This window comes from Asaia astilbis JCM 15831 (assembly GCF_000613845.1).
Lineage (GTDB): Bacteria > Pseudomonadota > Alphaproteobacteria > Acetobacterales > Acetobacteraceae > Asaia > Asaia astilbis.
On record NZ_BAJT01000010.1, the window covers coordinates 21,833 to 46,613 of the forward strand.

A 24,781-nucleotide genomic window follows, 5' to 3' on the forward strand; every position below is an offset into this window, starting at 1 on the left:
CGATTTCATGTGATTACGAGACCTCTTCTAGGAGGATATCCCAAAGGGGTCCAGTAACCAAGGGTCACCGAATGTGATGACCTGACAAGCCTAGGTAATAGGCATCAATCGTGGCGAAATAATGCCTAATTTCACGACTGTTCACGCGAAAGTGCGAGGAAACGCACAGCTTCCGCAATATCGACGCCACTGCGCTCGATTTCCTGCAAAAGCGCGTCGTCCTCGCCCCATTGCTGCATCTGATAACGTTCTTCGACACTGGCCATCAGCGAGGCCTGAGCGCTCTCGATCCATCCCTCTGCCAGACCGATGGCAAGGATGAGACTACCTGTTGCCGGAGCGCAGATTGCGGCACACGTCAAAGCCGCGTCGTCGAACCCTGTCAGAATTCGCGTCAGTACCTCGTGAAGGTCAGCCCCGACAGAGAGGGGTAACAGACTGCGGGTCACAGGAGGAGAAACGCCGTACCGAGTGGAAAAGACCTCCAGAACCGGGTCGAAGAGCGTATCCTGCTCCCTCCCAAGTCCTCCACTGGCGCGATAGCACAGCAGGTCGCTCTCACCATAGGCCATGAGCCCGCCGATGATCTGATCCCTGTCCAGAGCGACACGCTCGATCTGGGTTCCCGCCATCTGCGTCAACGGCAATTCAGCGGTTCTGAAGGCCTCGCCCGGCGCAATCGCGCGCCATTCATCCGCAATCGCCTCAGCCAGAGCAGATGAGTGCAGGATCAGGGGATGACCGCCCGGCAAACGGAAAGCCCGCCCATCGAGACGGACCTCATGGCCGGGGGAAGCCTCGCTGAGAACGACCGAGACCTCTTTCCAGAAACGCTTGATCGTCTGGCTCAATGCAAAATCCCCAGTCCGCGCAGCAATTCAGAGGCTTGAGAGCGCTTTTTGCGCTCAGGAGCGGCCTCTCCTGCAACATTCTCACGCGCTGCCGAGAGCAGATCAGGCAGGTATCCGGGGAGTCTCCCCCGATGCTGAGCGCAAAGCGGCCGTCAGCCCCCGCCTCCTGCTGCACCTTGGGAGCATCCACCGTGCCAGAAACCACAACCGGCGTAGACGCTCCGGCACCGCCAAACCCGACACGAGGCAAGAGATGCAGATCGAGGGTCTGCCCGGACAGCTCGTAAACACCATGACCCGAGAGGCTCAAGGGACCTGCCTCAACGCCGATCGTATCGAAACTGGCCTGACCAGCCTTGAAAGCAGCGTGCAGACCCAGACACCGTACCGGAAGATCGCCGTGAGAAATGAGCGTACGCGCTGCGTCACCAAGATAGGGGCCAAGACGCTTGCCGGAGATCGTCCCGCCCACCATCGAAAGTCCCAGATGCCCATCGAGCGACGCAAGGAGCGCTGATCTGCTCTCGCCCTGCGCTTCAAGGTCACCGACAAGCATGACCGGACCGCGGAAGATATCCGGCATGGCGAGAAGGTTCTGGGCAAGCGTTGCAGGAACCAGAAGAGGCGTCAGAGAGACTTTCAGCGAAGCAGGGCGCACGCCCATGTCATAAACGGCACGTCCGGACAGCGTCATGCCGTCGCCACTGCCGTGCACGGCATCCAGAACAAGTCGGGCTGATTCGAGAGAGGCCTGTGCCGAAACCCCGGTGTAATCGGCCGCATTGAACCGTACCTTGTCCGCCGTGACGTCGAGTGCGCCATGCCCCTTGGTGAGGAACGCATCCCAGCCGGGCGCATTCTCCGTCGTTGAAGCCGTTTGAACTACGCCGGTACCGTTAGCCGAGCTCCCGGCCTCAGCCGGTGCCTGTGGCGCCGTCAAAGCGGCGACCGGATTGGTCACAATCGACGCACCACCATCGGTATTCTGACGCGCTTTTTCAGGCGTCTTCGGCCCGAGCCAGAGCGCGTTCAGAGCATCCAGATCGAGATGGTCGAAATGGAGCTTACCGTTGATCGAAGGGGTCGGAATTCCCTGCGCTTTTGCTTCAAGCACTGCTGACGCCTCGACACTCGTCAGGCTCAAAGCCTCAATCTGGAAACCGCCGGACGAATCGCTCTGCAACGATCCTTTGAGCGTGACATCATGCAGGGCCGTTTGAAGCAGCGGCAAAGTCTGCGCCTTGCCATCGAAGGAGAGCGCGGTCTGGGTTGCACCGATCTGACCGGAGACATGCCAGCGTCCTCCGCTCCCGGCCCCGAGCTGAGCCGCGTCTCGCAGGTCGAGCGCCACCGTGAGTGGTGTCGTCAGACCGCTCTGCCAAGCGGTACCCGCCTGAGCCAGCGTCCCGAAGGTTCCCTGAACCGACAGCGGGTAACCGTCCCTCTGCGCGCGCCGTGACGGTCAGCGCGGAAGAGAGCGTGTCTGCATCGGCATGAAGCGCACTCACCGAAACACCATGCCAGGACGGAGCCGCATCGAGATGAGCATGCAGGTGATTCACACCGACACGCGCAAGGTTGAATTTTGGAGACCCTGCCTCAGGATCGGCATCATAGAGACCGACTTCACCACCAAGCCCCTTGAAATCGGGGAGATTAGCATTCGGGAAGACCGTCTCAATATCTTTGAGCGCCGAGATCTCACCGCGCAGAACGCCGGAAAACCCACGCAGATGACGCGTATCGGTAATCTGCCCGTCAAAATTCAGCCAGTCCTGCTGCTTTCCTTCCTTGCCCAGCGTTGCCCCGAGGCTAAGCGACCAAGGGGGATTTGCGCCTTGCAACAGGGTCAGCGGCCCGACATGGCCGTTGAGGCGGAAGGGTACGGCGTTACGCTGCCCATGAATGTCGAGATAGGGCGTGCTGGATGCCAGCCCCTGAAACTCGGCATGATCGATCTCGACCTCTCCGCTACGCTGCGCGTATCGATCATCGAGAACGAAGCTCATACGGTCCAGCCGTGCCGAGCCGATCTGGAGTCCCCAATGCGCAGCGGGATGGCTGACTTGAGCCTTGACGGTACTAACCGGTGAAGGCGCAGGCTTGAACTCCCAATTCGCCACACCGTGCGAATCCCGGCTCAGGAAAACCTTTCCCTGCGCAAGCGTGAGGGATTCGAGCCGGATTTCACGCCACAGCAAGGGAAGAAGCGCGATCGAGGCCCGGATATCACGCGCCTCGATCGTTGGCTGATCGGCTGTGCCGGATCGGCCGTGGAGCACCACGTTGCGCGCACTGAAGCTGGGCCAGGGAAGAACGCTGACCGAAAACCGTGTCATGGTGAGCTCGCGCCCGGTCTGACGCTGGACGGCGGCAATGACCTGCTGCTTGAGCGATGAGCGATCGATAAGAAAATGAGACCCGACCGCAAGACCCGTCGCCAGAACAAGAACGACGATGAAAAGAGCGATGAGTTTTTTCATTTTCTGACTCCCCTGAACCCAACCCGCTCAGGCTTGGGCGTCTCCCCTGCACTGAACCCCAGATCCTTGAAGGTTGTGCGCATGTGAGAGGGCAAAGGCGCGGCGACACGAAGCCTGCCCCCTGCCGGATGGGGGAACTCCAGCGCACGGGCATGGAGATGGAGCCTGTCAGTGAATCCCTCCAGATGGGCCGCCTTGCCACCATATTTCGGGTCACCAAGGATCGGAGTCCCGAGGGTCTCGCAATGGACGCGCAGCTGATGGGTGCGGCCTGTCAGCGGCTTCAGGGCAAGCCAGGTCAGTCTTTTGCCCGCCGCATCGATCACTTCGTAATCGGTCTTCGCAACGACAGCGTCTTCGTCCTCACGTGTTGCAGCGATCATCAGCGCGCCGTTGCCGGCACCGAGCTTGGCCAGAGGCTGATCGATCACACCGGATCCCGGCATGGGACGCCCTACGACAATCGCCCAATAGGTCTTGTCGATATCCCGTCCGCGAAACGCAGCGGCGAGTTTGGCGGCAACACCGGGTGTCCGCGCCACCAGCAGCAGACCCGAGGTGTCCCGATCGATGCGGTGCACCAGACGCGGTCTGTCATGCATTTCACCGCGCAAACCATCGAGCATCATGTCGATATGCTTGGTGATCCCCGGTCCACCCTGTGTCGGCAGGCCTGAAGGCTTGTCGAGCACGATAATCTGCTCATCACGATAGATCACCATCCGCTCGATTTCACGCGCGAGCTGCGGATCGAGGGTGGCGGGGCGATCCGGCTTGGCAGCCGTCGGTGCAGGTAGTGGCGGGATACGCAGGCTCTGCCCTGGGGCCAGGCGGCTGGCACCGGTCACACGCTTGCCATCGAGGCGCACCTGACCTGTGCGACACAGCTTTTGCAGCGCGCCCTGGGTCAGATCGGGATAATGGCGGCGAAACCAGCGATCGAGGCGCATATCCGCCTCATCTTCGCTAACAATTCGGGTCGTTACACTCATGGGCGACGGCTTGCCCGTATTGCGGCCTGCCTGTCCAGATTTTTTCTGATCTCCGCCTCATGCCCACGATCGGTTGGCTGATAGAGCGCGACCCGTTCCATCTCGTCAGGGAAGTAATTCTGACCTGAAAAACCCTCTTCGGTGTCGTGGTCGTATTCATATGCCTTGGCGTAGCCGATCTCTTTCATCAGCTTGGTCGGCGCGTTGCGTATGTGATGAGGCGGCCCAAGACTGCCCGTTTCGCGCGCCAGCCTGCGAGCCTGATTATACCCCCGATAGACCGCGTTCGATTTGGGTGCCGTCGCCAGATGCACGACGAGCTGCGCGAGAGCGAGCTCCCCTTCCGGGCTTCCCAGCCGCTCATAGGTCTCCCAGGCTGCCACAGCCAGGGGCAGCGCGGTCGGATCGGCCATACCGACATCCTCAGCGGCGAAACGGGTGAGACGCCGCGCGATATAGCGCGCATCCTCGCCGCCTTCGAGCATGCGCGCGAACCAGTAGAGCCCGGCATCGGGGTCTGACCCACGCAGCGATTTATGCAAAGCCGAAATCAGATTGTAGTGCTCTTCGCGATCCTTGTCGTACAACGCGGCGCGGCGCGCGACGACAGTGGCAAGGCCTGCTGCATCGAGAATTTCGCCTTCGGGCAACGCCTGAATTTGTTCGACCAGATTGAGCAGATAGCGCCCATCGCCATCCGCCATCGCCCGGAGAGAGTCGCGGGCATCCTCTTTCAAAGGCAGGGCTTTTTCCGCCTCGCTTTCCGCACGCTGAAGCAGCTTTTCCAGTCCCTCGTCATCCAGCCGGTTGAGCACCAGAACCTGGCACCGAGACAGGAGAGCCCCATTCAGGGCAAAGGAGGGATTTTCCGTTGTCGCACCGATAAGAATAACCGTCCCGCGTTCGACGTAAGGCAGAAACCCGTCCTGCTGGGCGCGATTGAAGCGATGAATTTCGTCAACGAACAGAAGCGTGCCGCGTCCGGTCTCCTGCTGGAACCGCGATGCTGTCTCGAAAGCTTTCTTGAGATCGGCCACTCCGGAGAAGACCGCCGAGATCTGCTCAAACCGCAATTTCGCCTCACGCGCCAGCAACCGGGCAATCGTGGTCTTGCCGCAACCCGGACCACCCCACAGAATGAGACTCGGAAGGGTGTTACGCCTGAGCATTTGACTGAGCAGCCCATTTGGGCCGAGCAGATGGTCCTGTCCCACCACCTCGGAGAGCTGCTTTGGTCGAAGCCGGTCGGCCAGAGGCTGCGTCCGCCGTGTCTCGGCGCTCAGCCCCTCATTCCTGAAAGGCTCTGGCGAAGGCGCATGGCGGGACGATGCCGTCGTTCGGCCCGATGGCGCTGGGGCTGCCCCGAACAGATCCGTATTTCCATCATCGCGCATGGCGCTTCTCCTTTGTTGCGAACGGGGCGGACAGAAACCGCCGCCTGCCCCGTCCGGCCTCTTGCTGCCGCGTATGGGCGGTCTACTTGGCCAGCTGGCGCATGACGCCCGGTAATAGCATGGCGAACGGATTGACCGAGAGCGCCGGATCGCTGGCCGATCCCTGCACCGTGAAGGTGGCGGCCAGAACGCCCCCTCCTTCTTCAGGTGAGAACAGCTTGCCGACATTCGGCAGACGCCCGGGCGCTGCATTGAGCCCGAAAAGGGGCACCACAGTGCCTTGCAGATCGAGGCTTCCCTGATCGAGACCGATACGGCCCTCGAGAGTGGCCCCAAGCGCCGTATTGTTCAGCTCTCCCTCATGGATCGTCATCACGTCATTGGCGATCTTCACCGGGAGGCGCAGCTTCTGCACCTTGAACCGTTCGCTGCTGGCCTGCGACCAGTTGAAAATGGATAGACGCGCCGCCGCAGTCAGTGCCGAGGGGGGCTGCCTGAAGGCAAAGGGCGAGACCGTCACGAGCCCCTTGAAAGGCGGGAGGCTCCCCGTTCCGCCATCGCCCACATAGCCGCTGACCCGCGCGCGTCCGCCTTCGAGACGCGCCGTCATCCCGGTCTGGGTCAGCAAGGTGCCCAGATTATCGACGTCGAGTTGGAAGACCCGTCCATCCGGCTGTGGGATAAGAGCTGCCTGTACGACGACCGGAGATCTGGTCGAAAAAGACGCCGCATCGAGACGATGATTACGGTGCTCGAGATGCGCGACGGCTCCTCCGAAAAAGCCTTTCTGACTGTAGAACAAGCGATCCGTCGCGATGTCGACCGTCCAGCGCATGTCGGGTCCCGACGCAGTTTTGTCGTCTGACTGGGCTGGTTTGCCTGATTTTTTGCCCTTCGTGGCGTCATCACTTTTCAGAAGCGGCGCAATATCGAGATCGCGAGCGTGCACAGTGACAGTCACCGGCCCGCCTTTGGTATCCGGCAGATCGATTACGGCATCACCATTGGATCGACCGACAACAAAATTGTTCAGAACCAGACTATCGACCTGCCCCTGAGTGATCCTTCCCTTGCCTTCGACATGCAGACCCGGGCCCTCCGCCCTCACCTGATCGATCGCTGTGATGCTTCCCTTATCGAGACCGATGCGGGTCGATGCGGTGGCCCCAACTCCCTGAGCCTTGCGCCAGACCGGGATCGTGATCGCTGCATCGGCCAGGTCGAGCGATAACGCGACTTCGGCTTGCCCGTCGAAACGCGCCTTGTAATCGGCGACCAACTGGGCCGTGCCCCGGAAAATACTCTGTTTGCCCAGTTGGGAGCGTGCGAGCGCTGCCTCGTCCACAACAGCGACCGCGTGGACCTGCTCGCGCAGCCCCCCTTCTCGGCTTTCAAAATTTTCCTGAAGCGTTGCCGTCGTTGGCACACCGTCGAGCAGGCCGCTGCCGGAGAGTTTCAGCCCGTCTTCGGTCGCAGTCAGGTTCCCCTCAGCCTTGGAGAGATCCCGTCCGAGCACCACGTTACCCAGAGAGACATTGCTGAAATGGGCTTGCGTCAGAACATGAATCTGATCGTTCTCGATCCGCGCGCTCAACGGAAGACTGAGCTCTCCTTTCACGGTGACCGGGCCCGATGGATGGGTGAACGGCAGAGGATGCCGCGACAAGAGATGAAGCCGTGGGTGAGCCAGCAACCCCAGATGGGCAGCGAGATCCCCCGACAGATCGAGATGAATCGTCCCGATCTGATCGTGCTCGAAAAGATCGGCGATGAGCATGTCGCCGCCGCGTAACGCCAGCACCGGGGCGTCTTCTTCCTCACTGCTCGGCTGGGTGCCGCCAAGGAAAGCGATTTTGAGAATATCCGGACCTGCAAAACTGAAATGAGCCGAGACCTGCCGGGCGGGCGGCACAGGCCGCAGCCAATGCACTGTTGCTCCCTGCACGTCGAGCGACGCGTCCGTCTGGATCGGGCGAATCTCTTCCCAGCCGGCCTCACTCTGGAGACGCGCATCCAGTCTCAGCCCGGTCCCGATGCCGTCGGTCATGTTGCGCGTCACCCAGCGGCGCGCGCCTTTCATGAGGCGTTTTGGCCAGATGGACGACAGATGCGGCACGTCCAGCGTTGTCCCTGTTGCCGAGACGTGAGAGCGGATTCGCTTCGCATGAAGCAGAGAGTCGACGCTCAGATCTCCCTCGGCAGCGAACCGCGTCGTGTGACCAAGATCGTCGATCAATGTGATGAAAGCCTGAGCATTATCGATGCTGACTTCCATCCCGTCAGCAGCTCGCTTGCCGTTGCGGTTGAGGGAGGCGGCAAGCCTCGCCTGCGCAACCTGCAAAGGCTGGTCGTCTTTCTGATCGATAGAGCCTTTGCCCAAGTCAACCGAGATCGTCCCTTCCGAAACGGGCAGGGACTTGAGCGACGCACTCAGCGTTTTCGGGATCTGGAACTGCGCCTCCAGTGACACAGGCAAATGCCAGGCCTGAGCGTGCGGCAGCAGGCCTCCGAAGAGGCTAGGCGTTATGGGCCCAAACACAACATGCCAGGCGAAAGCTTCTGACATGTCACGCCCTGTCGCCTGAAAAGGGGCCTGAGGCCCGGTCGCCGGACCGAGAGCGCCGCTCAAACTTCCTGCCCATGCTGTCATGTCAGACGGAAGCGAGCGCTGCAAAGCAGCCTTTTCCAAAGTCAGGGTCAGGTCGCCATCGCCCTGTTTTCGGCCCGGAACGGCATCGCGCAACAGAAGTTTTGCCTGCTGGATATCGATCCGCTGCAAGGCCTCCAATACGAAGTTCTGGTCATGCGAGGGGCGATGAACGGCGTCGGGCCAATCGAGATCGATCTGTCCGTGGCGATCTCTTTTCAGGATGATTTCAGCCTGATCGACCGAGATCCTTGTCGGCTCAATAACACCACGCAGAACCGGTGCCATTTTGACGTCGATCTGCGCTTTTCGAACCGAAGCAGTCGCAGTTCCGTCTGAACGCAAGATACGCAGATTGCGCGCTTCAGCGATAAGGAGAGGATGAAGGTGCCTAAGGCCAGGCTGCCAGCTCAGATAGACGCGATCCCAGGCCAGTCGACCGGCTGGGTGGTCAGGCTGAGACCCGGCCTGAATGGCGACCGGCGCGAAATGATCCGCGATCCTTGTGACGTCGAGCGGCCCTGTCGAGAGACGCCATAGCAGGGCGGCTGCGGATACGAGAACAGCCGCGACAGGCAGCCCGATGATGAGCGCCCCGAGACGGAACGCCCGCCAGGACGCACGATGAAGAAAATCGTGCGACACGCTCAATTTTAAAGCCTCTAGAGTTCCGACGCAGCTTCAGTAACGAGCGCAACATGATCGGCGGGTTTCACCTTGCGCCAGATCGCGCGGATGACCCCATCAGCATCGACAAGAAACGAGCTTCGCTCCATGCCGAAATAGGTTTTGCCGTAATTCGTCTTTTCAACCCATGTGCCATAGTGATCGGCAAGCTCATGCTGCTCGTCGCTCGCAAGCGCAAAGTCGAGGCCGTATTTTTTGGCAAACCGGTCGAGCTTGTCGACCGGGTCCGGGCTGACGCCAATGACCTTGAGCCGAGCGTCCCCAGGGTCTGCTTCTGATCGCGCAGATCGCAGGCCTGGGTCGTGCAGCCCGGCGTGTCAGCCTTCGGATAGAAATAGACAAGGTAAGGCTGGCCCTTGAGGGCCTCGCTCTCGATGAGCTGGCCACCGCTTGTCGGAAGAGAGAAAGCGGGGGCCTTGTCGCCAATAGCTACCATGATGAAAGCGAGACCTTCTGCTCAATATGCGGGATAAGCCGGATATGAGGGATAGACTGCAACTGGCGGCGGGTAAACTACCCGCGGCGGGGGAGCATAATAGACCGGCGGCGGCGGCGGGGGTGGTGCATAGTAGACCGGCGGTGGCGGAGGCGCAGCATAAGGACGCGCAATCGCACCGATCACGGCACCACCGACGAGACCACCGACCAGCCCGCCGACAAACGCGTTGCCACGTCCACCGCCACGATGCCAGCCGCGGTCACCGTGCCAGCCTGGACCACCGCCCCAGCCGTAAGGATGAGCCTGAGCCAAGGGAGCGCCCCCCAGAAGACCTGCAAGAGGCAGAGCCGCGAGGCCAATTTTCAGGAAATGACGCATAAGAAAACCTCCTAGACGGGTGGGGCCAAACACTGCTGCCCCTCCGTTATGAACGTTATACCCCCGATATGGTGTCGATTTTGGGACGGAACAGGACGAAAACCGGGCATAAATGTAACAAAGTGGGGCAGAACGCGCCCGGCCTCGGTCCCTGACCTTTTTCCGGAATCGGAAAGATCAATGGGCGAGCTTCATCGCTGCGATCTCATGGAAACCCGCAGGTTCCTTGAAAACTTCTGGCCCCTGAGGGGTCTCCGAATAGGCGATTGCCTTGATCACCGGGATCGCGCCACGGCTTGCCGAGAGCAGCACACCGGCATCGCTATAACAGAAATCCCCTGTCTGACCGTCCGTATCGACTGTCGTCCAGTGGGTGCAAGGTTGGTTGGCGACCCGATCCTGAGCCCCCTTGACCCATTGCCCGACCGCGCGCTGCCCGGGAGGCGCAAATTGGGCATCCGGCGCCCCCGAGACCGTGAAGGTCTTTGCATGCACATCGACCACGGACAGACGATGGGCGCGATAATCGGTCAGCATGATCAGCCCGGTCGTCTCCATATCCAGCCGCTGCTGCCAATGTGCCGCATTCCACCGCATCCGCTGACGATAGATCTGCCCATCGGAACCAGAGGCGTCATAGGTGACATCCACATCCAGCTGTGGCGTGACATAAGGCGTCGTCACCTCATCCGGCGCGGCCACCGCTGGAGACGCCGCACCGAAAATCAGACCCAGCAAGGGGAGAAGCTTTTTCATTACGGTCTCGCGGAGCTCTGCGGACCAGCGCCATGCGGAATCGGCATCTGGGCCGTGATCATCTGATAATCGGCTGGCGGCACGAACAGGGAATCCGCAAGCGGTCCATAGGTTACGCTTTGCGCTTCGAGCTTGCCGCGCAGACCGTCGGCATCGACGCCCTCTTCACTCAGGATCACACCATCCTCGGTCACGCAGGCATTTGCCTTGCCGTGAGTCGTGGTGATTGTCCACTTGTTGCAGGCCAGACCCGCCACACGACCCGCGCCGTCCGGCTCATATTTCATGGACATATCGAGCATGAATGGATTGCGCAGCCCGTGCTTAGGGGAGAAGCCCGTATAGACCTTCTGCTTGTGCATGATGAGCGTCACGCGCTGGGCGGGACGATCGAGAATGGTCGAGCCCGCATGATCAGGCGAGTCGATACGGAGCTTGTCGCCCTCGGCCTTGAACTGAACGACCGCCTGAGTCGGCTGAGGCAGTTTCTCTGGCTGCACGGAATAGACAACCGTCACGTCGCGCGCAGGCGCCAGACGAGGATGCTGCTGGGCCAGGGCCGTGCCCACACTGCCTGTCGCTGCGACAGCCAGAGCCAATGCGGCGGCGCCTTTTATCTGGAACATGGACATTTACTTCCCTCCATGACGCCTCAGGCGGCGTCGATACCGTCACGAAGACGGATGATCTCCTGCTGGAGCCTACTCAACGTGACATCTGCATCCCACGATGCCTCAATTCCAACGGCCCGGTCCAGCGACACGCGGTAATCCTGATCTGGCACAGTCAGGCAGCCGAATGTTTCCAGATGAGGTGTTGGAAACTGGGTGTCGAGCAGGACAAATCCCGCCAGACGCAGCGCAGCGATGAGATGGATGAGCGCCGTCTTGGACGCATCCGAACGATGCGAAAACATGCTCTCACCAAAAAAAGCGCCCCCTAGGCTGACCCCGTAAAGCCCCCCGACAAGCACGCCTTCCTGCCAGACCTCCACCGAGTGGGCATGGCCCAGCCGATGCAGCTCTCCGTAACTCGCCTGTATATGTCCGCTGATCCAGGTATCTTCCCGTCCCGGCGTTTCTGCACAGGCGCCGACCACCGCATCGAAACAGCGATCGCTGGTCACCTCGAAACACCCCTGCAAGATAGAACGCGCCAGACGCCGGGAAAGATGGAAGCGCGAGTCGAGAGGCAACACGCCGCGCATCTGAGGCCTGTGCCAGGAGATCTCCGTAGCCGTCCGGTCATCGGACATGGGGAAAATCCCCTGCCGATAAGCTGAGAGCAGAAGCTCAGGCGGCAGCAGATCAGACACGGGCATCTCTCTGGGAAGATCCCTGCTGTAGAGAAGCTTTCTCGTGGTCGCGAGGAAGCAGATCGTGATAGGCGATCAGATCCCTGCCCCGATCCGGAGTATCAAGATGCCTCTGACCTTCATCTACCTGATCGGCATTGCGATCTGTGCTGTGCTGGCCTTTATCGCCCCGCATTACCGAAACCTCGCCTTCGTCATGACCGCAATTTTCTCGATCCAGATCATCGCAGTCGGACTGCTCGAGGCCTACCGCGAGTCCAGACTCCGCTAAAACCGGCTTAAGACGTCTCGTCGGCGGGGGCGTTCTGACGCATGTGCTGGGCCGCATCGCGCACGATCGGGCCGTGCTGACGCTCGAGACGCCGGATGGTGAAATGCGCTCTGGCCAGAGCCCGGTAATGCGACAGGAACGCTGCGTTCAGCGAGGCGCCGCAGAGGGCACCGGCCACAGGCACCATCTGCATGGCGAACTTACGCGACAGACCGATGCCGTAATGCGATGCCACTTCGGCGATGAGCAATACGATCGGCTTGCCGCGCATCAGGGCACGAGCAGAGAAAAAGCCCAGCTCGCTCTCTTCGCCCGCCTGACCAGACATGAAGCCTTTAAGCGCAAACACTTCCAGACAGGCACGGCGCGTCTCTTCATCGGTCAGATCTTCACCCTCCTCGCGCGCAATGCGGGCGATCTCGCGCATGATCGTCAGAGTGGTGAAACCGATATCGGGCATCAGCCCCACAACACCGCCAAATCCGCCCAAGGCACCGGAGACAGCGACAGCAGCCTGAGCAGCCGGGTCACGCCATTTCGCCGGTCTGGTGTCCGCACCCGGCCCCATGCCCAGAATGGCAATATCGAAAGCGCGCGTAATCGACGCCTCGGCCAGTCCCTGCAATTTGCTCTGGATACCGGGCGCCATACCAAGACCCTGCATACCCAGCTTGGTCGCCTGTCCAACTGCTCCGCCCATCAGATCGGCCAGTCGCACAAGAACGCCACGCCCCTGCTCGACCTTGGAGAGTGCGGACTGAAGCTGTGCCAGAGACTCGCTGTCGAGGGTCATTGGTGCGATCTGTCCCAGGCCGGGAATCGTCGATCCGTTCGTTGAAGCCATGGATGGTGGTCTCCCTGATCTGGAGGCGCCCGCTAAACGGTGCCTGTGACGGGTGTCTTGTTATCGGACGCAACGCCCGACCCTGCCTGCAGTCACCAATTATTGTGGAGGCAGGGGTTTTTTTCTAACCTACACCGAAGCGACAAAACGAAACAGTCGCCCCCCTGTTAGAACCACAGGTATCGCAACAGGAGCCTCCCCATGTCCCGGTCTCTTTCCCTGACGTCCTCCGGTCTCGCCCTTGCCGCCATCGCCGCATGCCTGCCGCTCACATTCGGCATTGCCTCGGCCGATCCGGCCTCTGACATCCATCACATGGATCACGAGCTCACCCCGGTCGAGAAGGTTGCGCTCCCCGATGGCGGCGCGCCGCCCCCGCCGCACGGTTATGTCGTGACCGACGATTTCGATACATCGATCCGGAGCTATTCCTACAATGTCCGCTCGCACCCAACCCTGGGCGTTCCGGGCGGAGAAGCGCATCAAAGCACCCAGATCCCGAATAATGCGCCGTCGCATTTCTCGTTTCTCGGCTGGCCGGTGAAATTCAACGCGCCAGTCCGCGCGCCTTATGAGAACTCCGCCTATCACAACTACGCGGGCTCGTCGGGTAACGGCCAGACCGACGTGGTGGCGCAGTCCGATGCGGCAGGAACGGCACTCTGGACCAACAACCAAAGGTAAAACACATGACCAGCCCAGGCGATGGCGTCTCGACCGTCAACCCGGCCAATGGCGAGACCCTCGCCCGTTACCCTTTTCTTGCGGAAAGCGCGGTCGAGGAGACTCTGGCGCGCCTCGCGACAGGGTTCGAGACATGGCGCGCCAGAACGCTCGGTGCCCGCCTCGACTCGCTGCATCGGTTCGCCCTCCAGCTGAGAGAGCGCAAGGACGAGCTGGCCCGGATGGCGACGCTCGAAATGGGCAAGACTCTAGTCTCGGCCAAAGCCGAGATTGAGAAATGCGCGGCCGTCATCGATTGGTACCGCGACAATGCACCGGCTCTTCTGCGCGACCGTCCAATGCCTGTGCCGACGGGAGAAGCCCATCTGAGCTATGCCCCGACCGGCACCGTTCTAGCGGTCATGCCGTGGAACTTCCCTTACTGGCAGATCATCAGGGCGGCCGTGCCCATCCTGGTCGGCGGCAACAGTTTTCTGGTCAAACCGGCGGAAAACACGCTGGGCTGCGGCATGCTTCTGAACGAGATCGCCCGGGACTGCGACCTCGATGACGTCTTCATGAGCGTCAATCTCTCACGAGATCAGACAGCCCGTGTGATCGCGGATTCCCGCATCACGGGTGTCACAGTGACGGGGAGCGTTCGTGTCGGCCGCATTCTGGCTGGGCTCGCGGGTCAAAACGGCAAGAAATCCCTGCTTGAGCTGGGTGGGTCGGACCCGTTCATCGTTCTGGCCGATGCCGATCTCGACAAGGCTGTCGATGCAGCCGTGACGGCAAGATTCGCCAATTGCGGTCAGGTTTGCATTGCCGCCAAACGGATCATCCTCGAGGCCCCCATCGCGGAGGCTTTCACCGAGAAATTTCTCGCCAAGGTGCGGGCTCTCGAGCTGAACGATCCCCTGAGCGAGGGGACCTTTATCGGCCCCATGGCGAGGTCTGATTTACGTGACGGGCTGCATGAGCAGGTCCAGCGCTGCGTGGCCGAAGGCGCGCAGCTTGCACTGGGCGGAGCCCCCCTAGACCGCGCGGGCGCCTGGTATGAGCCAACAGTGCTCACCGGCGTGACCCGTGACATGACGGCGTTCAAGGAAGAACTTTTCGGCCCCGTGGCCTGCCTCATCATCGCTGACGACGTAGACCATGCGCTCGGCTTGGCGAATGACAGCGATTATGGGCTCGGAGCCAGCCTCTGGACGCAGGATGCCGCGCTTGCGCAGTCCCTGTCACAGAAGATCGAAGCTGGAGGCGTTTTCATCAATCGCATCACGGCCTCCGACCCTGCCCTGCCCATCGGCGGCATCAAGGCCAGCGGATATGGTCGGGAACTGACCGAACTCGGTCTCTACGAGTTCATGAACATCAAGACCGTCTGGGCCTGCTGAGCCCCTCACCCACTGCTCTCTGATCGGGGCAGCAGTGGGTGAACCTTTTCCCGCACCGCAGGCTCCCCGCTCGCGAATCGATCAAAAGGTTCTTGTGTTATATCTTAAGATAGTACAGTCTTAAGATATAACAGGAGATATAGATGTTCTTTCACCATCACCGCCATCATTTGCGTCACCTCTTTAACCGTCACGATGAAGCCGGGTCTGGCCATCGTTCGGGACGGCGCTTCGGGCGCCATCGCGGAGACGACATTCCCAGCGGACGCAAGCTGAGCGCTGAAGATCTGCAGCTCGTCATTCTGGCTCTGCTTCAGGAAAGTCCCGCTCATGGCTACGAGATCATTCGTCGCCTCGAAGAGCGTTCCAGCGGCTTCTACAAACCCAGCCCCGGCATGGTGTATCCGGCCATGACCTATCTCGAGGAAATCGGACAGGCCGCGGTCACCCAGGAAGGGACCCGCAAGCTCTACACCCTGACAGAAGAAGGAAGCGCGCATCTCGCTGCGCATCAGGAGGAAGCCACACGGATCCTCGAGCTGCTGGCCCGCATTGGCAGCCGTATGGGCGATGTTCGCGAAGCCTTTGCTGGTTTGCACGATCTCGCCCCCGATGTGGCAGACAGCCTGCACAAGGCACGTCATCAGCTCAAGGCTGCGCTTTATAACCGGCGCGGTTGCAGCCCCGTCGAAGCACGTCGCATCGCGGCTATCCTGCTTCAGGCCGCTGACGACATCAAAAACGAAGGCCAGTCATGACCGAGACAGCGCCTATTCCGACCAAGATCCGTCATAAACTGCGTCTGCGACGGATCGAAGTCGCGCAGGTCATTCCGCTTTCAGAGACGATGCGTCGCATCGTTTTTACCGGCGATGACCTGCATGATTTCGTGACCGCCGGCGTCGATGACCACGTCAAACTCTTCTTTCCCCAGCCCGGCACAAGCGAGGTGATCCTGCCTGATCTCAGCCCCGAAGGCGGCTCCGATCGCAGTGCACCACGCGATCCCCGCATTCTGGCGCGCGATTACACGCCCCGACGATTTGACGAAGAGCGTCAGGAGCTCATCATCGATTTCGTCCTTCACGAAGAAGGTCCAGCCACGCAATGGGCTGCACAGGCCAAGCCCGGGCAGTATCTCGGAATGGGTGGTCCGAGAGCCTCTCATATCGCCCCCGACACGCTGACGCATCATCTGCTGATCGGGGACGACACCGCGCTTCCTGCAATTGCCCGTACACTTGAGACCCTGCCCCCTAATCATCGTGCTACCGTCCTGCTCGACACCCGCGAGACCGACAAAACGTACCCTCTCGTCAGTCATGCCCGGGTTGAGATCCATCGCTGTCAGACAGGGGGCAGCGAAACGCTCCCGAGTCTTCTGCGCGTCGTTGTCCTGCCCTCAGTCAAGAAACTTAATGTCTGGATTGCTGCTGAGATCGATGTTGTGCGTGCGCTGCGCGATTATCTTATTGCTGAAGAAGCTGTGCCGCGCGGGCAGATCAGGGCCGCGGGATACTGGCGACGCGACAGCGCAGCGGGCGGCGAGCGGGTGGAAGGATAAGACGTTCTCACCCCAGCGCTCTCTCGCACGCCAGAAGCGCCAAAATCAGGCTATGAACTTTGCCTGCGCCTTCCTCAGGGAGTCCGGAGCCCGAACGCCATCGGGCGTATGCGAATCCTGAACTGCGGTCCCCAAGGCCGTGACAATCGGCACGATACCTCCCCAGAGTGTGGAGGGCAGATCGGCAGCAGCATCCACCGGCGGACCTGTCCGGATTTTGGCGCTTGCCGCCTCGATCTCCAGCGCAATGACGCCTGTCGCCTTGCGCTCCTGACCGGTCATCTCCCTGATTTCTTCGTTTCTCCCAGGCAGGAGGTGATCCGTGATCAGCCAGAGGGCGCGCTCATGCTCCTCGTCGGTTACTTTGCGGGCCTCACCATGAATGACGGCACAGCGATAATTAACCGAGTGTTGAAACGAGGACCGCGCCACGACGAGGCCGGTCAGCTGCGTCACTGTAAGACATAGCTTCTTTCCGTCCAGCAGCATGAGCCGCGTTTTGGACGCCCCATGCAGATAGAGTGTGCTCCCGCAGCGGGCATAAGCCATGGGCATGACCATGGGTCGCTCATCCGCGACAAACCCGACATGCCCGACGAGTCCCGTATCGAGAATTTCGTGAATGGTCGCTTCATCATAATGAGCGCCCTTGCCCTGCCGGGCCTTCGCATAACCGGGAACCATCGCCACCTCCTGCCTGTCTTTTTTCTGCTTGCTTGACGGCTTGAGCTCTATGCGGCGAACTGGCCTGTATCGAGATCCGGTTTTCAACGGTTTTTACATGCCAGTTTATCTCCCCGCCTTCTGCCACCCCGATCCCTGTCTGGCTGACACCCTGCCGGTGCAGGTTTTCGCTGCGCTTGGTGGGGCCATACGCGCTGGCAGAATCAGCCATGGCGCGGTGCTGCCATCGACACGACACGCCGCGACGATGCTTGGTCTGTCGCGCGCATCGCTCAGCACAGCCTATGACCTGCTGCGCGCCGAAGGTCTGATCGAGATGCGCCCCGGCTGTCGCCCAACCGCGCGCCTCCCCGCAGTCGCGTTGACCGGGTCCAGCGAGACGATGCTTCCGGCATTATCGCAGCGGGGCATCGCCATGGCCTGTGATCCTCGCTCCGCAGGCTATCTCCTGCCTTCAGGAAGGCTGACACCGGGCATGCCCGATGAGGCCGTTTTTCCGGCCGATCTCTGGGCGCAGATCCTGAGGCGACAAACCCGACTGCGGCATGGCGATGAATCCGGCTATGTCGGCTATCATGGGGCAGCGAGATTGCGAGCGGTCCTTTGTGCCCGCCTTGCCAGTGACCGGGGTCTGTCGATCTCTCCCGACCAGATCCTGATCACCTCGGGCACGCAGGCCTCTTTGAGCCTCATCACCCAGCTCATGACCGATCCCGGCGACGTTGTCGCGCTCGAAGACCCCGGCTATCTCGGGGCCAGAGCCGCGTTTCTGGCCTGCGGCGCCCGGATCCATCCTGTCCCGGTCGATGAACAGGGCATGCAGGTCGAGGCCCTGCCTTCTTCAGCCCGCCTCATTTACATCACGCCGTCGAACCAGTTTCCCCTTGGGGGACGCATGGGACTGGACCGGCGTCTGGCGCTCTTGAAGAAAGCACGCGAGCAAGGCGCTCTGATCCTTGAAGACGACTATGACAGCGAATTTCTCTGGCATGGTCGGGAGATCGCTGCCCTTGCTGCGCATGATGCCGCAACCTCCTGTCTCTATCTCGGTTCTGCCTCGAAATCGCTTCTGCCCGGTCTGCGGATTGGCTGGATGGCGGTCCCTAAATCGCTGGTCGAGCCGCTCAGAGCAGCGCTTCGCACCGCAGGCTGTGCGGCCAATCTCCACGCCCAATATGCCTTGGCCGAGCTTATGGAGAGCGGGCATTACCGTCGGCACCTGCGTCGCATCTCACGCCTCTATCATCAGCGCGGACAAGCCCTGCACGACGCATTGCATCAGATCCCCGGGCTCGCCTCGGTCGCACCCAGCGGGGGCGTCCAGATGGCTCTTACTCTTACCAGTAAGGGCCAGGAACAACTCTGTCAGGCCGCGCTGGCAAAGGCAGGATATCGAGCTGCCCGCCTTTCCGCCCTCTGCCTGAACGCCTCGCAGGAAGGGCTCGTGATCGGGTTTGCCGCATTGCGCCCCGATGACCCGGACCGTATTGCCACGATCCTGCGAGACGCCCTCTCACAGGCGATAAACTGAGCCCTAAGACGCAGATCGGCTCGTCACTTCAGGGTTTCTGCCATTGGCCCAGCTGGCAGAGATACGTCCACTCCGTCTCTTTGACCGGCGCAACCGAAAGGCGGGACTGGCGCAGCAGAGCCATGTCAACGAGTGTCGGGTCGGCCTTGATCATGGCGAGGGAGACCGGAGTGGCAAAAGCCCCACGCGCAGCCACATCCACACAGACCCATTTGCTCCCCTCAGCGGTCGGGTCTGGATAGGCTTCGCGGACGACCTCGACCACCCCCACAATCTCCTTGTCCGAGACCGAGTGATAGAAAAAAGCCAGATCTCCGCAGCGCATGGCCGAGAGATTATTGCGGGCCTGGTAATTGCGAACGCCTGTCCAGGGCTCGACGTCGTTTTCGACCTGCTGCTGCCATGAAAACGTTTCCGGCTCCGACTTGATCAACCAGTACTGCATGACCACCCTTCCTCACTGACAAAATCTGTCAGAAACCACCGTGTCGATCTTCCCCACCCGATTGCATTTGCCTTATCAGAACGCGTTCGCATCAAAAATCTTGATCGGATGGACGTTTTCCCGCGCTATACCATGGCTGAACGCTTCAGGAGAGAGGACAAGAGTGACGAAAGCGATGCCCGAGACCTTACCGGGGCAGCCTGTAAAAGGTGCCTTCCTGCATCGTTTCGCCAATCCGGGTCGCTTTCTGCGCCTCGCGCACTGGCTTTTTCCGTTGCTGAGCGCCTCATCAGGAATTTTCCTCACCATAGGCATGATCTGGGCGCTGTGGTTTTCACCGGCAGACTGGCAGCAGGGCGACGCCGTGCGCATTATGTATCTCCATGTACCGATGGCGATGCTGGCCTCCGGCGGCTATGCGGCGCTCGCGTTGTGCGGCGTGCTCTCGCTGGTCTGGAAACACCCTCTGGCCGATCTGGCAGCCGTGGAGATCGGACCTGTTGGTGCCGTCATCACGGGGTTATGCCTCGTCACCGGGTCGTTATGGGGCAAACCCATGTGGGGGGCCTGGTGGGTCTGGGATGCCCGACTGACCTCTGTCCTGGTGCTGTTCTTTCTCTATCTGGGTCATATCGCATTGATTCAGGCTTTCGACGATCCGCAGCGCGGCTATCGTGCTGCCGCCGTTCTGGCCATCGCCGGGGTCATCGATCTTCCGATCATCAAATTTAGCGTCAACTGGTGGAATACGCTTCATCAGCCCGACAGCATCACCCTGACCCATGCCCCCACCATGCCGGAATCAATGCTTCTGCCGCTTTCGATCTGCCTTACTGGCTTTTCCCTCGGCTTTGCCGCGCTGGTCACCGGGCGCTTGCAAGCCGCCATCCTGGAAACACGCGCAGAGCAGATGCTGACAAGGCGCGCTCGATCCCAGAACGGCCTGTCATGAGCCATCTTCCATATATCGTTGCGTCCTACATCGCTGTTCTCGGAGCCGCGGGCATTCTTGCCTTTCAGCTTGCCCTGAGGCTACGCCGTGCCAGAACGCGGATCGCCGCGCTCGAAACACGTAGTGCCCGCCAGAAAGACACGCTTTGAGCACGATTTTTTCGACAAAATCCACGCCGCGACGCATGACGCGCAAGAGCCGCCGTCTGTGGCTGGTGCTGAGTTGCCTCGCCTGTTTTGCCGTTGCCAGCGGGCTGGTGCTGAACGCATTTTCTTCCAGCATCGTGTTTTTCATGGCGCCTTCCCAGATCCTGCGCGAGCCTCCAGCTGTGGACCGCGTCATTCGCCTTGGTGGCATGGTGGTCGCGGGCTCGCTCAAACGCAGCCTTGAGGGGCAGACCCCAATCAATCAGTTCGACATCACAGACGGACAGGCCGCCATCGCTGTGCGCTACGAAGGCATTCTGCCCGATCTGTTCCGCGAAGGGCAAAGCGTGGTTGCCCTTGGCACCTACCTCAAAGGGAGCCCGTTCAGTGCTTCCGAAGTACTCGCCAAGCATGACGAGACCTATATGCCTAAAGAAGTCGCCGATGCGCTTCGTAAAAGCGGCAAATGGGACCCTCGCTTCGGCAAGCCCCCGTCAGCCGAAAGTCTCGACAGCATGGCGCGTCATGACACCGACGCTCAGGCGCATCGCTGATGTTTTTTCTGGGACCTGAAGAGGGGCATTATGCCCTCGCTTTCGCCTGCGTTCTGGCATTGGCTCAATTCATCCTGCCGCTTTGGGGCGCGGCGCGGGGAATTCGCCTTCTGCTCGACATGGCCTCCAGACTGGCTTTCGCCCAGTTTATCGCCCTGTCCTACGCCTTTGTCAGTCTGATCGCCTGCGCGGTCGGAGATGACTTCTCCGTGCAGAACGTGGCGGCCAACTCAGCAATCAGCAAACCGCTCCTCTATAAGATCACCGGCGTCTGGGGCAATCATGAGGGCTCCGTTCTGCTCTGGGCGCTCATTTTGTCGCTTTGCGGCGGTGCCGTCGCCCTGCTCGGTCGCGGTCTCCCTCTGATCCTCAAGGCCCGCGTCCTCGCGATACTGGGCGGCGTCTCGACCGGGTTTCAGCTTTTCTGCCTGCTGACGTCCAATCCGTTCGCACGGATCTGGCCTGCCCCGGCTGACGGACAGGGCATGAACCCGCTGCTTCAGGATCCCGGCCTCGCCTTTCATCCCCCGGTTCTCTACACGGGCTATGTCGGATTTGCGGTGCCTTTCGCCTTCGCCGTGGCGGCGCTGATCGAAGGTCGGGTCGATGCCGCATGGGGGCGTTGGGTGCGTCCATGGGCGGTGGCTGCCTGGTGCTTTCTGACCTGCGGCATCGCCATGGGGTCCTGGTGGTCCTATTATGTGCTCGGATGGGGCGGATACTGGTTCTGGGACCCCGTAGAGAATGCCTCGCTCATCCCATGGCTGACGGGAACGGCGCTCGTTCATTCGGCCATCGTTGTGGAAAAGCGCGACGCGCTCCGCATCTGGACTGTACTTCTGGCGATCGCCAGTTTCTCGTTCTCGCTTTCGGGCACATTTCTGGTGCGATCAGGCATCCTGAATTCGGTTCATGCCTTTGCCAACGATCCGGCACGCGGCGTGTTCATCCTCGGTCTTCTGGCAATCGTCATTGGCGGCTCGCTTGCCCTGTTCGCCTGGCGTGCTCCGGGCCTGAGCGCAGGAGGGCTGTTCGCGCCCGTCTCGCGCGAGGGCGGGCTTGTGCTGAACAATATCCTGCTCTGTGCGCTCTGCGCTGTGGTCGTGACCGGTACGATGTATCCGCCTTTCATGCAGATCCTGACCGGTCGCACGCTCTCCGTCGGCAAACCCTTCTTCGACGCAACAACCATCCCGCTCGCCCTGCCGCTTCTGGCTGCGATGGGGCTGGGCACGCTCCTGCCGTGGAAGCGCGGCCATCTGCTTCCGGCCCTGCGACGCCTGCGCATTGCGGGTGTCATTGCCGCGATTGCCCTCATCGGCGGGAGCTTCCTGCTGGAGGGGATCCTGCCCGTTCTCTGCGCTGCGGCGGCACTCTGGGTCATTGCAGCCAGTGTTGTCGATCTGGCGTCAAAGCTGGGGCTTCGCGGGGGGCTGCATGTCCTGCGCCAGCGCCTGCCCCGCCTGCCCCGCGCTGTCTGGGGCAGCACGCTTGCCCATATCGGGATCGGCGTGACCGTGCTCGGCATCACCGGCATGTCTCAGGCACAGCACAACGTGGTGGAAATCGGCCTTGGCGAAACCATCCATCAGGGTGCGCTCGACTGGACGCTCCTCTCGGTCAGGCAGGAGGCCGGTCCGAATTATCGAGCCCTCATCGCCGATCTGTCCGTCTCGAAACACGGTCGGGTGGTCGCCACGCTCCACCCCTCGCGGCGTGACTTCGAAAGTCAGCATCAGGTCACAACCGATGTGGCGATCCGCACCAATCTGATGCGCGACCTCTATGCAGCACTTGGCGAAAGCCATGGGCAGGGGTCGTCCGCCCGCTATGTGCTGCGCCTGCATAACAACCCGCTCGCCCCCTGGATCTGGCTAGGCGGTGTCGTCATGGCGCTCGGCGGGGCGTTGTCTCTGAGCGATCGGCGGCATCGTTTCGGTGCGCCGAGAAAACCGAGCCAAGCTGTTGCCGGAGAAGGATCATGACGGGTTTGACAAGACGCAGAGCGCTCATGACTCTGCCGATAGCGGGGGCCGGACTGGCGGGATTTGGATGCTGGAAGATGCTTTCCGCGATGCAGGATGGCTCTTTCGACCCCAGAGCCATTCGTCTGGATAAAAACGAGCGTCCCATTCCTGATTTTGTTCTTCCCGGAATCCCGGGACTTGGCGACGGCTTCGACACCTCGATGCTCCGTCAGGCCACCCAACCGGTGTTAATCAATTTCTTTGCGTCCTGGTGCATTCCCTGTGTGGCAGAAATGGCTGCGCTGCGGGTGATTAGCCAGCGCATCGCCCTTTGGGGCATCGCCTATAAAGACAAGCCCGATGATGCACGGCGCTTCGTCAGCCGCGACGGCTCGCCCTATCGCCGCACGGCGCTCGATCAAAGCGGCATGACCGCCATCGATTGGGGCGTCAGTGGCGTTCCTGAGAGCTTCCTCGTTCTGCCCGGCGGGCAGATTGCCTGGCATGGAACGGCGGCGCTTGATGAAACCCAGTTCGAGCAGCACGTTTTACCGATTGCGGCCGGTACGCGATGAAGCGCCTCGTTCTCCTCAGCGTCCTGATGCTTACCGTTGGGATTGGTGTGCTCCCCGCCTACGGCCTCGACTCCCCTTCAGAAATGCTCCCGAACCCGGTTCAGGAGAAACGGGCGGCGGCCATTGGCGCACAATTGCGGTGTCTGGTCTGTCAGAATGAATCGATCGAAGACAGTTCAGCAGCGCTGGCACGCGATCTCCGCCACGTGGTGCGACAACACGTGGCTTCGGGAGAAAGCGATCAGCAGATCATGGTCTGGATGACCCAGCGCTATGGCGAGTTCATCCGGTTGCAGCCCCGCCTCTCGCTCTCGACCCTACTGCTCTGGGCCATGCCTGTCGTAGCAGTCCTGATCGGAATCATGCTCGCGGTCATGATGCTGCGCCGACCGAACCGCACAGAGCCTCTCAGCAGAGACGAAGCCGAGCGGCTGGGCGTTCTGCTGCGGGAAGGAGAAAGCCGCAAATGAACTGGATCGGCTTCTGCGTTTCGACCGCCCTTATTCTCTCACCTCTGCTCTGGTTCACTCTGACGCGTCGGAGCGCTGCTCGCCTTCCTGTCAGCGCCCGTCTTTCTGCGTTGAGTCTCTATCGCTATCAGCTCCGCGATCTCGACCGTGATTGTGAGCAGGGCTTGCTGGGTGCGGAGGAACGCAGCCGTGCAGAACTTGAAATTCAACGCCGCATTCTGACAGCTGACAAGATCAAGGAGCGCTCGTTCGGCGAGCAGAACAGCCAGAAAATCCGTCTGTTCGTTCTGCTTCTGGCACTACCGGGCTTTGGGTTCGCTCTTTATCTCATCAATGGTCACCCTTCCCTGCCTCCTCAGCCGCATCATGAGACGGTAACGCCCGTTCCTGCCGCGATGCAGGCGCTCTTTGTGAAGCTCGCGAAGCAGGTCGCCGACATGAAACCGGAAGATCCGGATTATGTGCGCCAGTCGGTTCTTCTTGGTCAGGTCGACGAATCGCTCAACCGTCCCGATGAGGCGCTGCGCGCCTACCGACAGGCGCTGGCTGCACGGTTCATCCCGGAACTCGCCGTACAGATTGCGGAATTACAGAGCCAGCGAGACGGCCATATCTCGCCTGAAAGCCTCGCGCTTTATCGCAAGGCACTCGATAACGCGCCAAACGACGCCCCATGCGTCTCGCGGTCGAAGCGCGGATCGCCGCAGGGGAGCACGATCAGACGCCTTGAGGCAGGAATGGATTATCGCCCGCCTCAGTACGTCCGTTAA

General features: G+C 60.9%; 26 protein-coding genes and 1 pseudogene. 13 read left to right on the forward strand and 14 right to left on the reverse strand.

Features of this window, described 5'->3' with window-relative positions; translation table 11 throughout:
- Positions 1–131: 131 nt before the first annotated feature.
- The 11 genes and pseudogenes from JCM15831_RS08615 to aat form a co-directional block, all read right to left on the reverse strand.
- Entirely contained in the window at positions 132–851 is a 720-nt protein-coding gene (locus JCM15831_RS08615) for an ATP12 family protein (protein WP_035774160.1), read from the reverse strand.
- Positions 781–2,082 (reverse strand): AsmA family protein, encoded by a 1,302-nt coding sequence (locus JCM15831_RS08620; protein WP_025823969.1) that lies wholly within the window; start codon positions 2,080–2,082, stop codon positions 781–783. The genes JCM15831_RS08615 and JCM15831_RS08620 overlap by 71 nt, the downstream gene beginning before the upstream one ends.
- Positions 2,054–3,334 carry an AsmA family protein gene (locus tag JCM15831_RS22655; RefSeq protein ID WP_025823970.1) on the reverse strand — a complete coding sequence of 427 codons (1,281 nt, stop codon included), beginning with the start codon at positions 3,332–3,334 and terminating at the stop codon, positions 2,054–2,056. The genes JCM15831_RS08620 and JCM15831_RS22655 overlap by 29 nt, the downstream gene beginning before the upstream one ends.
- Positions 3,331–4,326, reverse strand: coding sequence for an RluA family pseudouridine synthase (locus JCM15831_RS08630; RefSeq protein WP_025823971.1), 996 nt, complete (start codon positions 4,324–4,326; stop codon positions 3,331–3,333). The genes JCM15831_RS22655 and JCM15831_RS08630 overlap by 4 nt, the downstream gene beginning before the upstream one ends.
- Positions 4,323–5,720, reverse strand: coding sequence for a replication-associated recombination protein A (locus JCM15831_RS08635; RefSeq protein ID WP_025823972.1), 1,398 nt, complete (start codon positions 5,718–5,720; stop codon positions 4,323–4,325). Before JCM15831_RS08635 ends, JCM15831_RS08630 begins: the two co-directional genes overlap by 4 nt.
- 82 nt (positions 5,721–5,802) lie before the next feature.
- Positions 5,803–9,018, reverse strand: a complete 3,216-nt coding sequence (locus JCM15831_RS08640; RefSeq protein WP_025823973.1) for an AsmA-like C-terminal region-containing protein — start codon at positions 9,016–9,018, stop codon at positions 5,803–5,805.
- Positions 9,019–9,029: 11 nt separating this feature from the next.
- Positions 9,030–9,490 (reverse strand): annotated as a pseudogene (gene bcp / locus JCM15831_RS17765) (thioredoxin-dependent thiol peroxidase).
- 21 nt (positions 9,491–9,511) lie between these two features.
- A complete protein-coding gene (locus JCM15831_RS08650) occupies positions 9,512–9,871 on the reverse strand; it encodes a hypothetical protein (protein WP_025823975.1) in 360 nt (119 codons plus the stop codon).
- A 177-nt stretch (positions 9,872–10,048) separates the two neighbouring features.
- Positions 10,049–10,627 (reverse strand): hypothetical protein, encoded by a 579-nt coding sequence (locus JCM15831_RS08655; RefSeq protein ID WP_025823976.1) that lies wholly within the window; start codon positions 10,625–10,627, stop codon positions 10,049–10,051.
- Positions 10,627–11,253, reverse strand: a complete 627-nt coding sequence (locus JCM15831_RS08660) for a DUF4412 domain-containing protein (RefSeq protein ID WP_051528407.1) — start codon at positions 11,251–11,253, stop codon at positions 10,627–10,629. The genes JCM15831_RS08655 and JCM15831_RS08660 overlap by 1 nt, the downstream gene beginning before the upstream one ends.
- Positions 11,254–11,279: 26 nt before the next feature.
- The gene (gene aat, locus JCM15831_RS08665; RefSeq protein ID WP_025823978.1) at positions 11,280–11,942 is read right to left on the reverse strand and encodes a leucyl/phenylalanyl-tRNA--protein transferase; all 663 of its coding nucleotides are present in this window, start codon (positions 11,940–11,942) and stop codon (positions 11,280–11,282) included.
- 106 nt (positions 11,943–12,048) lie between these two features.
- Here aat and JCM15831_RS08670 point away from each other — a divergent pair, with 106 nt between their 5' ends.
- Positions 12,049–12,213 carry a hypothetical protein gene (locus JCM15831_RS08670; RefSeq protein ID WP_198024285.1) on the forward strand — a complete coding sequence of 55 codons (165 nt, stop codon included), beginning with the start codon at positions 12,049–12,051 and terminating at the stop codon, positions 12,211–12,213.
- 7 nt (positions 12,214–12,220) lie between these two features.
- On the opposite strand, the gene JCM15831_RS08675 is transcribed toward JCM15831_RS08670, so the two are convergent.
- The gene (locus JCM15831_RS08675; protein ID WP_025823980.1) at positions 12,221–13,057 is read right to left on the reverse strand and encodes an EcsC family protein; all 837 of its coding nucleotides are present in this window, start codon (positions 13,055–13,057) and stop codon (positions 12,221–12,223) included.
- 201 nt (positions 13,058–13,258) lie between these two features.
- Here JCM15831_RS08675 and JCM15831_RS17770 point away from each other — a divergent pair, with 201 nt between their 5' ends.
- The 4 genes from JCM15831_RS17770 (at position 13,259) to JCM15831_RS08695 (ending at position 16,687) form a co-directional block, all read left to right on the forward strand.
- Entirely contained in the window at positions 13,259–13,741 is a 483-nt protein-coding gene (locus JCM15831_RS17770) for a hypothetical protein (protein ID WP_035774161.1), read from the forward strand.
- 5 nt (positions 13,742–13,746) lie between these two features.
- Positions 13,747–15,123: an NAD-dependent succinate-semialdehyde dehydrogenase gene (locus JCM15831_RS08685; protein ID WP_025823981.1), complete on the forward strand. Its 1,377-nt coding sequence runs from the start codon at positions 13,747–13,749 to the stop codon at positions 15,121–15,123.
- Between the two features lie 143 nt (positions 15,124–15,266).
- On the forward strand, positions 15,267–15,881 hold the full coding sequence (locus JCM15831_RS08690; RefSeq protein ID WP_025823982.1) for a PadR family transcriptional regulator: 615 nt from the start codon (positions 15,267–15,269) through the stop codon (positions 15,879–15,881).
- Positions 15,878–16,687: a siderophore-interacting protein gene (locus JCM15831_RS08695; RefSeq protein WP_025823983.1), complete on the forward strand. Its 810-nt coding sequence runs from the start codon at positions 15,878–15,880 to the stop codon at positions 16,685–16,687. The genes JCM15831_RS08690 and JCM15831_RS08695 overlap by 4 nt, the downstream gene beginning before the upstream one ends.
- Positions 16,688–16,732: 45 nt before the next feature.
- On the opposite strand, the gene JCM15831_RS08700 is transcribed toward JCM15831_RS08695, so the two are convergent.
- The gene (locus tag JCM15831_RS08700; RefSeq protein ID WP_025823984.1) at positions 16,733–17,371 is read right to left on the reverse strand and encodes a pyridoxamine 5'-phosphate oxidase family protein; all 639 of its coding nucleotides are present in this window, start codon (positions 17,369–17,371) and stop codon (positions 16,733–16,735) included.
- 97 nt (positions 17,372–17,468) lie between these two features.
- Between JCM15831_RS08700 and pdxR the strand changes: the two genes are divergently transcribed.
- Positions 17,469–18,902, forward strand: a complete 1,434-nt coding sequence (pdxR, locus tag JCM15831_RS17775; RefSeq protein ID WP_051528408.1) for a MocR-like pyridoxine biosynthesis transcription factor PdxR — start codon at positions 17,469–17,471, stop codon at positions 18,900–18,902.
- A 28-nt stretch (positions 18,903–18,930) separates the two neighbouring features.
- Here the strand turns inward: pdxR and JCM15831_RS08710 are convergent, their stop codons facing one another.
- Positions 18,931–19,347: an EVE domain-containing protein gene (locus tag JCM15831_RS08710; protein WP_025823986.1), complete on the reverse strand. Its 417-nt coding sequence runs from the start codon at positions 19,345–19,347 to the stop codon at positions 18,931–18,933.
- Positions 19,348–19,522: 175 nt separating this feature from the next.
- On the opposite strand from JCM15831_RS08710, the gene JCM15831_RS08715 reads away from it, so the two are divergent.
- From JCM15831_RS08715 to ccmI, 7 genes are read left to right on the forward strand one after another with little or no spacing between them, the layout of a single operon-like run.
- Positions 19,523–20,299, forward strand: a complete 777-nt coding sequence (locus tag JCM15831_RS08715; protein ID WP_035774162.1) for a heme ABC transporter permease — start codon at positions 19,523–19,525, stop codon at positions 20,297–20,299.
- Positions 20,296–20,448 (forward strand): heme exporter protein CcmD, encoded by a 153-nt coding sequence (gene ccmD, locus JCM15831_RS21485; RefSeq protein WP_156938803.1) that lies wholly within the window; start codon positions 20,296–20,298, stop codon positions 20,446–20,448. Before JCM15831_RS08715 ends, ccmD begins: the two co-directional genes overlap by 4 nt.
- A 35-nt stretch (positions 20,449–20,483) precedes the next feature.
- Entirely contained in the window at positions 20,484–20,999 is a 516-nt protein-coding gene (ccmE, locus tag JCM15831_RS08725; RefSeq protein ID WP_025823988.1) for a cytochrome c maturation protein CcmE, read from the forward strand.
- Positions 20,999–22,984, forward strand: a complete 1,986-nt coding sequence (locus tag JCM15831_RS08730; RefSeq protein ID WP_198024286.1) for a heme lyase CcmF/NrfE family subunit — start codon at positions 20,999–21,001, stop codon at positions 22,982–22,984. Before ccmE ends, JCM15831_RS08730 begins: the two co-directional genes overlap by 1 nt.
- On the forward strand, positions 22,981–23,541 hold the full coding sequence (locus JCM15831_RS08735) for a redoxin family protein (RefSeq protein WP_025823990.1): 561 nt from the start codon (positions 22,981–22,983) through the stop codon (positions 23,539–23,541). The genes JCM15831_RS08730 and JCM15831_RS08735 overlap by 4 nt, the downstream gene beginning before the upstream one ends.
- Positions 23,538–24,011 carry a cytochrome c-type biogenesis protein gene (locus tag JCM15831_RS08740; protein WP_025823991.1) on the forward strand — a complete coding sequence of 158 codons (474 nt, stop codon included), beginning with the start codon at positions 23,538–23,540 and terminating at the stop codon, positions 24,009–24,011. The genes JCM15831_RS08735 and JCM15831_RS08740 overlap by 4 nt, the downstream gene beginning before the upstream one ends.
- The gene (gene ccmI / locus JCM15831_RS17780) at positions 24,008–24,781 is read left to right on the forward strand and encodes a c-type cytochrome biogenesis protein CcmI (protein ID WP_084490630.1); all 774 of its coding nucleotides are present in this window, start codon (positions 24,008–24,010) and stop codon (positions 24,779–24,781) included. The genes JCM15831_RS08740 and ccmI overlap by 4 nt, the downstream gene beginning before the upstream one ends.

Excerpts from the sequence above, each read along its gene's own strand:
- JCM15831_RS22655 (WP_025823970.1), bottom strand. The coding sequence starts at position 3,334 with ATGAAAAAACTCATCGCTCTTTTCATCGTCGTTCTTGTTCTGGCGACG.
- JCM15831_RS08630 (WP_025823971.1), bottom strand. The coding sequence starts at position 4,326 with ATGAGTGTAACGACCCGAATTGTTAGCGAAGATGAGGCGGATATGCGC.
- JCM15831_RS08635 (WP_025823972.1), bottom strand. The coding sequence starts at position 5,720 with ATGCGCGATGATGGAAATACGGATCTGTTCGGGGCAGCCCCAGCGCCA.
- JCM15831_RS08650 (WP_025823975.1), bottom strand. The coding sequence starts at position 9,871 with ATGCGTCATTTCCTGAAAATTGGCCTCGCGGCTCTGCCTCTTGCAGGT.
- JCM15831_RS08655 (WP_025823976.1), bottom strand. The coding sequence starts at position 10,627 with ATGAAAAAGCTTCTCCCCTTGCTGGGTCTGATTTTCGGTGCGGCGTCT.
- JCM15831_RS08660 (WP_051528407.1), bottom strand. The coding sequence starts at position 11,253 with ATGTTCCAGATAAAAGGCGCCGCCGCATTGGCTCTGGCTGTCGCAGCG.
- JCM15831_RS08670 (WP_198024285.1), top strand. The coding sequence starts at position 12,049 with ATGCCTCTGACCTTCATCTACCTGATCGGCATTGCGATCTGTGCTGTG.
- JCM15831_RS08675 (WP_025823980.1), bottom strand. The coding sequence starts at position 13,057 with ATGGCTTCAACGAACGGATCGACGATTCCCGGCCTGGGACAGATCGCA.
- JCM15831_RS17770 (WP_035774161.1), top strand. The coding sequence starts at position 13,259 with ATGTCCCGGTCTCTTTCCCTGACGTCCTCCGGTCTCGCCCTTGCCGCC.
- JCM15831_RS08685 (WP_025823981.1), top strand. The coding sequence starts at position 13,747 with ATGACCAGCCCAGGCGATGGCGTCTCGACCGTCAACCCGGCCAATGGC.
- JCM15831_RS08690 (WP_025823982.1), top strand. The coding sequence starts at position 15,267 with ATGTTCTTTCACCATCACCGCCATCATTTGCGTCACCTCTTTAACCGT.
- JCM15831_RS08695 (WP_025823983.1), top strand. The coding sequence starts at position 15,878 with ATGACCGAGACAGCGCCTATTCCGACCAAGATCCGTCATAAACTGCGT.
- JCM15831_RS08700 (WP_025823984.1), bottom strand. The coding sequence starts at position 17,371 with ATGGTTCCCGGTTATGCGAAGGCCCGGCAGGGCAAGGGCGCTCATTAT.
- pdxR (WP_051528408.1), top strand. The coding sequence starts at position 17,469 with ATGCCAGTTTATCTCCCCGCCTTCTGCCACCCCGATCCCTGTCTGGCT.
- JCM15831_RS08710 (WP_025823986.1), bottom strand. The coding sequence starts at position 19,347 with ATGCAGTACTGGTTGATCAAGTCGGAGCCGGAAACGTTTTCATGGCAG.
- JCM15831_RS08715 (WP_035774162.1), top strand. The coding sequence starts at position 19,523 with ATGCCCGAGACCTTACCGGGGCAGCCTGTAAAAGGTGCCTTCCTGCAT.
- ccmD (WP_156938803.1), top strand. The coding sequence starts at position 20,296 with ATGAGCCATCTTCCATATATCGTTGCGTCCTACATCGCTGTTCTCGGA.
- ccmE (WP_025823988.1), top strand. The coding sequence starts at position 20,484 with ATGACGCGCAAGAGCCGCCGTCTGTGGCTGGTGCTGAGTTGCCTCGCC.
- JCM15831_RS08730 (WP_198024286.1), top strand. The coding sequence starts at position 20,999 with ATGTTTTTTCTGGGACCTGAAGAGGGGCATTATGCCCTCGCTTTCGCC.
- JCM15831_RS08735 (WP_025823990.1), top strand. The coding sequence starts at position 22,981 with ATGACGGGTTTGACAAGACGCAGAGCGCTCATGACTCTGCCGATAGCG.
- JCM15831_RS08740 (WP_025823991.1), top strand. The coding sequence starts at position 23,538 with ATGAAGCGCCTCGTTCTCCTCAGCGTCCTGATGCTTACCGTTGGGATT.
- ccmI (WP_084490630.1), top strand. The coding sequence starts at position 24,008 with ATGAACTGGATCGGCTTCTGCGTTTCGACCGCCCTTATTCTCTCACCT.